The following is a 7606-nucleotide window of genomic DNA, read 5'->3' on the forward strand; positions in this document are numbered from 1 at the left end:
TTGCCCTCTCTGTTCTGCCGGCCACGATCCCGGGCGTATGGTTTGGCCACTGGGTCATTACCCGTCTCAGCCGCCCGGAAACTCTGCCCGAGATGGATTTTTCAAAGGCTGTTCCGCCAGACAACGCGACCGCCATCGTAATCCCGGTAATTATAGCGTCCGGTGTCGAAGTGGATGCAATTGCCGAGAAGGCAGAGATACTGCACATCGCAAATCCTGATCCGGCATTCCGGGTTGTCCTGCTGAGTGATCTTGCTGACGCCCCGGTCAGGACGCTCCCGGAAGACACTGCGGTGGAAGCGGCATTGCGGGAGCGTATCGAGCGTCTCAACCGGCGCTACACCCGGGATAACGGTCCTCCGTTTATCTTGCTGCATCGACGTCGCAGACACAACGCGGCCGAAGGATGCTGGATGGCATGGGAGCGAAAACGCGGCAAACTCGAGGAGTTCAACAGGTTTGTGCTGGGTGACGTCAAAGACCCGTTCGATCTGGTCGCGGGTCACGCCGAAACCCTGCGCGGTATCCGCTACGCCATCACGCTTGACGCGGATACCCAGCTGCCACCGGGGTCGGCGGCGCGGCTTGTCGGCATAATGGCCCATCCGCTGAACCGGGCGGTCATCGATCACGCCAGCCGGCGGGTTGTGTCCGGACATGCCATTCTGCAACCGCGGATCGAAATTCTGCCCAGGCTGGGCAAAGGCACACATTTTACACATCTTTATTCCGGGGATACCGCCATCGATATCTACAGCCGGGCCGTGTCTGACGTGTATCAGGATGTGTTCGGCACCGGCATCTATGTGGGCAAAGGCATTTATGATATTGCAGCCCTGCATCAGAGCATGTCGGGCCGTGTCCCCGAAAACCACATCCTCAGTCATGATCTTTTCGAAGGTCTGCAGGCGCGTGCCGCACTGGTCAGCAACCTCGTGCTCTACGAAGACCTGCCCGCGACTTATCCCGAGTTCGCCCTGCGCCAGCATCGATGGATGCGGGGCGACTGGCAGCTTATCCCCTGGCTTGGACGCAGGGTGCCGGTGTCGGCTGGTGGCACCGAAAAAACAACCCTGTCCGGGCTCGATCGCTGGAAGCTGGTGGACAACCTGCGCCGCAGTCTGATGTCGCCTGCATTGCTGCTGTTTTTTCTTGGTGGCTGGTTGCTGATGCCGGGCAGCGCCCTGATCTGGACAGGTCTCGCGCTGGCGGCGCCGGGCAGTTATCTGATCGGCGAGGCATTTGCGATTGCGACCAGTGGCGTCCGGCGTGGCGCACTGGGTCGTGCCATTCACAACATCCGGACAACCGCCGGGCGCTGGTTTTTCTTTATCGCCTTTCTGGTCAGCGATACTTTGATTGCCCTCGACGCGATCTTTCGCACGCTCTGGCGGGTTTATGTGAGCGGCAGAAACCGTCTGGAATGGACGTCGGCGGCGCATGCGTCAACCAGGTCGGAAAAAAGCGGCATCCGCCGGGCGTCATGGACCCTGATGTGGCCGTCCTCAGCGCTTGCGGTGGTAATGGCGGGTCATCTGGCGCTTTTTGATCTGAGCGGGTTCTGGAGTGCCGTTCCGGTTCTTGTTCTCTGGCTGGTCGCGCCGGAGATATCGGTCTGGAGCGCGCGCCCGCGCTACTTCCGCACGCAATCCCTGAGCGACGCGCAACGAAAGTTTCTGACCGGCGTGGCGCGGCGCACATGGTATTTCTTTGAAATGTTTGCCGGGCCCGATGACAGCTGGCTGCCACCTGACAATTATCAGTACGGGCCAAATGAAGAGATTGCGCACCGGACGTCTCCGACCAATACAGGCATGTATCTTGTGTCGGCGCTGGCCGCGCGGGACATGGGGTTTATCACGACGGGCGAATTCTGCGCGCGGGTGGGCAACACTCTCGATACGCTCGGGCGCATGGCCATGTACCGGGGCCATTTCCTGAACTGGTATGACACCCGGACGCTGGAGCCGCTCGAACCTCGATATGTTTCGGTTGTCGACAGCGGCAATCTGGCGGTTTCGCTGGTCACGCTGCGGCAGGGATGCCTGGATCTGACCGCGGCCCCGGCGATCGGGCCGGCCCAGATCCGAAGTCTTGAGGTTACTCTTGATCTTTTGTGCGTGGCACTTCGCGAGGTGCCAGCGGTTGATGAGACGACTTTGCGCCGGACCGGGCGCGCAATTCGCGGCGCAATTGCTGATGCTGCCGGATCGCCGCTGCAGTGGCATGAGGCGCTCGCGGACCTTGATGGTGTGCACTGGCGGGCACTGGAAGTCCTTGTTCTGGAAACAATCGAAAAATCGCCTGATCTGACGGCGGATGAGGCAACTGATATCACGACATGGCTGGAACGGTTTCACCATGATCTGCATGCCATCGCGCGCGATATCGACAGGTTCATGCCCTGGCTGGCGGTCATCGCGGAGCGTCCGGACGAAGTTTCGCAGATGGCCCGTGAGATCGCGGGCCGGCTGCATCCCTACGGGGACTGGAGCAACGCAGAGGTTTCGCAGGCGGAAATAACGGCCCTGACCAAGGAACACCTGGCCGGGCATCCCGGAATATCCCCCGCCTCAAAAGAATGGCTGGACCGGCTGCACCGGTCCGTAAAGGACGGTCACGCGCAGCAGGCAGTGATGCGCACTACAATGCATGACCTGGCCGCCAGAGCGGACCGGCTGGCATTCGGCATGGATTTTACGTTTCTCTACGACGCGGCGGCCCGGCTGTTCTGGATCGGTTACAACCAGAGCCTGGGGAAGATGGACACCAGTCACTATGATTTGCTGGCGACAGAGGCGCGCCTGGCCAGCTATTTCGCCATTGCCAAAAATGATGTGCCGGTAGAACACTGGTTCGCCTTTGGTCGTCCGGTCACCCGCCTGCAGGGCAAGCCATCGATCCTGTCCTGGAACGGATCGATGTTTGAATACCTCATGCCACCGCTGTTCCTGCCCAGTTACCGCGACACGCTGCTCGGAGAGAGTGAACTGACGGCCGTTGATTTCCAGCGAGCCTATTGCCGCGACCGCAACGTGCCATGGGGCATATCGGAATCCGCTTTTGCCACGACGGATACGCGCGGCACCTTTCAGTATCGCGCCTTCGGGGTTCCGGGCCTTGGAATTCGTCGCGGACTGACAGATGACCTCGTCGTTGCACCCTACGGCTCGGCTCTGGCGCTCTGCGGCTGGCCGGAGGCAGCGGCGGAAAACCTGGCGGAGCTTGCGCGGCTGGGTGCGATGACGCGCTACGGGTTTATCGAAGCGCTGGATTTTACGCCTGGTCGCGGGACCGGCCCGCGCGGCTTCGTCGCTGTCACGACGTTTATGTCGCATCATCAGGGCATGGTTCAGACGGCGGTCGTTAACGCGCTTCACGACGACATCATGGTCCGCCGTTTTCTGCGCGAAAGGTCGGTCTGCGCCATGGATCTGCTGCTGCAGGAACGGGTGCCCTGGCATGTTCCGCTGGAGCGTGGCCGTGCCGATGAGGTCTGGGACCACCCCTCCGGTACGCGCGCGACGCCCGGACCCGCGCCCTGGGTGCCCTCGCCGGATCTGGTTGTGCCTCAGGTGCATGTGCTGGGCAACGGACGCATGTCGTGCGTGATAACGCAAAGTGGTGGTGGCGGACTGGCTCTGAATGAAACGGGTCTTACGCGCTGGCGGCCTGATCCTGCCCGTACTGCTGACGGTATCTGGATGTATCTTCGGGATGCCGGAAACGGTGATCTGTGGTCGCTCGGGTCAGCGCCGACAGAGCGGACGGATGTCGATACCACCTGCGTTTTTCACCAGCACATGGCGGAACTGATGTGCCGCCATGATGGCATCGTCGCCCGCATGGACGTGACTGTTGCGCCCTATGATGATGTCGAAATCCGCCGTGTGACCCTGATAAACGAATGCGACACCGTGCGGACGCTTGATCTCACAACATACGGGGAAGTCACGCTGGCCCCTCCGCAGGAAGACGAAAGACACCCGGCGTTCAGCAAACTTTTTGTGCACAGTTCCTGGGTTCCTGAACAGCAGGCGCTGGTATTCAGCCGCCGGCCACGTCGCCCGGAAACGAAACCTCCCGTGCTGATGCACGGACTGGTTGCGGACCCGGACATTGCGGTCACGGCATGGGAAACTGACCGGCTCCGGTTTATCGGGCGTAACCGGACGATGCGCGCGCCCGAAGGTCTGCTGAACGGCCTGAGCGGGCACGCCGGCTGGACGCTTGATCCGGTAATGTCGCTTCAGACACGGATTTCTCTTAAGCCAATGCAGATACGGCAGCTTGTTTTCCTGACCGTTGCCGCGCCGTCGCGCAGCGAGGTGTTGCAGACCGCAAAACGTTACTCACTAACGCTGATTGATCAAACATTCCGGGACGCAGTTTCCGAGAAAAACCGCATGATACAAAATCTTGGGATTGCTCCCGAACACTTGCCGGAACTGCAGGTGCTGGCATCCCTGCTGATATACCCGCACGACATGTTCCGCACCGTGCCGCCGACGGATACGGACGGTTGGAACGGCCAGCCGGACCTGTGGCGTTTTGGAATTTCCGGCGATTATCCGATCCTGCTGCTCCGGATGTCAGATCCGGAAGCCTCATCGCTTCTGGATATTCTGGTGCGCGGTCACCGCCTGTGGCGCCTTTCCGGTTTCAGAACGGATCTGGTCATTTTGCGCGATGCCGCAGGCAGCTATGAGGAACCTTTGCGCGAAAAAGTTCTGTCCATTACCAGTGATATACATGCCAGCGGGATTTTGGGGATGCCGGGCGGCATTCATTTTCTTGCGGGTGACCAGGTGCCGGCTGCTTTGCGGCGCGGAGCAGAGGCGTCAGCCCGGGTTTTACTGAACGACGAGAACAGGAGCCTTCGCGAAATTCTCGACAAGGCGTTGGCGGTACCGGACCATCCGCCGGCTTTCCTGCCTGAACCGCCGGTACCCTATACGCAGGTTTCAGCTTTAACGCGACCGGACAACCTGTTGTTTGATAACGGATACGGCGGATTCGATCCGGCGAACGGCGACTATGTTATCCATCTCGAACCCGGTATGCGCACCCCTGCACCCTGGTGCAACATTCTGGCAAATGAAGACTTCGGTTGCCTCGTCAGCGAAGCGGGACCGGGCATGACGTGGGCGGCCAACAGCGGAGAACACCGCCTGACGCCCTGGTCAAATGATCCGGTTTCTGATGTGCCGGGTGAAGTTCTGTACCTGCGTGACGAAGCCAGCGGCGAGGTCTGGACAACGACCCCGCAGCCCATGGGGCAGGCCGCCGCCTGTCAGATCCGACACGGCGCCGGTTTCACCCGCTGGTCAGCGAACAGTCACGGGCTGGAGCAGGAGCTTTTGTGTTTTGTGCCGGTGGACGAACCGGTCAAGGTTTTCCGGTTACGGCTTTCCAATCCGTCGGGTCAGCCGCGCCGGATCACTGCTACTTATTATGCGCAATGGCTGCTTGGGGCATTGGAAACTACCTCGCGTCCTCATATCACCAGCCGGTTCGATGCAAATCTGAACGCCATCATCGGGCGCAATCTGTGGAACCCCGAATTCGCGTCGCGCGTGGCTTTTCTGACCGCGTCGATGGACCCGCACAGTGTCACCGGCGACCGCTGCGCCTTTCTGGGCCGTGAGGGCGATGTGTCAGACCCCGACGGCTTGCGACGGTGGGATCTGGGATGGCGTTTTACCGACTGTGGCGATGCCTGTGCCGCTTATCAGGTGCATCTGGATATCCCTGCCGGTGAAAAGACGGAGGTTGTCTTTGTCCTCGGTGAGGTCGGGCACCCGTCCGATCTGGCCCCGACGGTCGAAAAGTGGCGGGATCCAGAAACAGCGGCGCTTGCCTTTGAGACCTTACAGGCGGTCTGGGAAAAACGGCTGGGAGCGGTTCAGGTCAGGACCCCTGATCCGGCCTTTGATCTGATGATAAACAGGTGGCTGCCCTACCAGAACCTGTCGTGCCGGATCATGGCGCGTGCGGGGTTTTACCAGGCGGGCGGTGCCTTCGGTTTCCGCGATCAGTTGCAGGATGTCCTGGCCTTGCTGCTGACCGATCCTGACCGCGCGCGCCAGCATATCCTCCGGGCGGCGCGCCATCAGTTCGAACAGGGCGATGTGCTGCATTGGTGGCACCCGCCGACGGGGCGCGGGGTGCGCACCAGATGTTCGGATGACTATCTGTGGCTGGCTTATGTGACCGGCCGCTATGTGCAGGCCACGGGAGATACGGATATTCTTGATGTCGATATCCCGTTCCTGCGCGCGCTTGAACTGAGCCGCGAAGAACACGACCGATACGCCCTGTTCGACACCGGGGAGACAGGATCTCTTATGGATCATTGCATGCGTGCGCTGGACAGGATGATGGCGACCGGGCCGCATGATCTGCCGCTGATGGGCGGCGGCGACTGGAATGACGGCATGGACCGCATCGGTGAGCAAGGGCAGGGCGAAAGCGTCTGGCTCGCGTGGTTCCAGATCGCGACCACCGGGATGTTCGCGCCACTGGCCCGTCAGGCCGGGCACCGGGCCGCAGCAGACCGCTGGCAGGTCTATGCCAATGATCTGACCGGCGCTCTTGACCGCCATGGATGGGACGGCGGGTGGTACCTGCGGGCCTTTGACGATGACGGCATGCCCTGGGGGTCCGCCACGAACGACGAGTGCCGGATTGATCTGATCGCGCAGGCGTGGTCGGTCCTGTCGGGACTGCCGGTGGATGAACGGGCGCGTACCGCACTGAAAGCGGCGGAAGCGGAACTGGTGGATGCACCGGCGCGGCTCATTCGTCTTCTCGCGCCGCCTTTTGACAGAACGGACCGTGATCCGGGGTACATACAGGCCTATCCGCCCGGCGTGCGCGAAAACGGCGGGCAATACACCCACGCCGCTGCGTGGTTTGGGATGGCCTGGGCTGCAACCGGAAACGGTGATCTCGCCCATCGTACATTTGATATCATCAATCCGATCCCGCGAACCAGCACCCCGCAGGCAGCGGATCATTATCGCCGGGAGCCCTATGTTCTGGCAGGTGATGTATCAGGTGCCGGTACGCGGACCGGTCAGGGCGGGTGGTCCTGGTACACCGGTGCCGCCGGATGGACATGGCAACTGGGCGTCATGGGTATTCTGGGCATTCAACCCGTAGCCGGCGGCGTGCGGCTGGCTCCGTGCCTGCCAAAGGGCTGGGGACAGGCTGAGGTCACACTCACAGGTGACCAGGGCCGGATCGACATCCTGATCCGGGATCCCGGTAACATCGGCCACGGCGACGCAGGTGTTGTCGTGGACAACCGCGCGGTCGATGGGACGTTCGTTCCCTTCCCGGGCAGGGACCGCACCTGTGAGGTCGTCGTCACCATCGGTGCGCCCGCACAAACCAGGCCAGAATAATCCGGCCATTGGCCGAATACCGGGTTCTTGCAGCGATTTACCCCCCCCCGGAGCGGTGCAAAAGCCCCGGATATCGTATTCGCCGGGTTGTTGAGTATGCGTCCTTGACGCCCCGAACGGAACGACAGGAAGATCACCGGGTCAGTTTGCTGCCGTCGTCAATCCCGGGGCAACCGCCGGGAAGGATATCCCCGCTA

The 7606-nt window shown here is 61.3% G+C and carries 1 protein-coding gene; it reads left to right on the forward strand.

Annotation, left to right across the window (positions count from 1 at the left end; all coding sequences use genetic code 11):
* Window positions 1-92: 92 nt before the first annotated feature.
* The gene (locus Q0M35_RS15720) at window positions 93-7409 is read left to right on the forward strand and encodes a glucoamylase family protein (RefSeq protein ID WP_295316972.1); all 7317 of its coding nucleotides are present in this window, start codon (window positions 93-95) and stop codon (window positions 7407-7409) included.
* Window positions 7410-7606 lie beyond the last annotated feature (197 nt).

The organism is Roseobacter sp. (genome assembly GCF_024639605.1).
Lineage (GTDB): Bacteria > Pseudomonadota > Alphaproteobacteria > Rhodobacterales > Rhodobacteraceae > Roseobacter.

Bases quoted from the DNA above. Each gene is read 5' to 3' on its own strand.
- Q0M35_RS15720 (WP_295316972.1), top strand. From the start codon at position 93: ATGGATTTTTCAAAGGCTGTTCCGCCAGACAACGCGACCGCCATCGTA.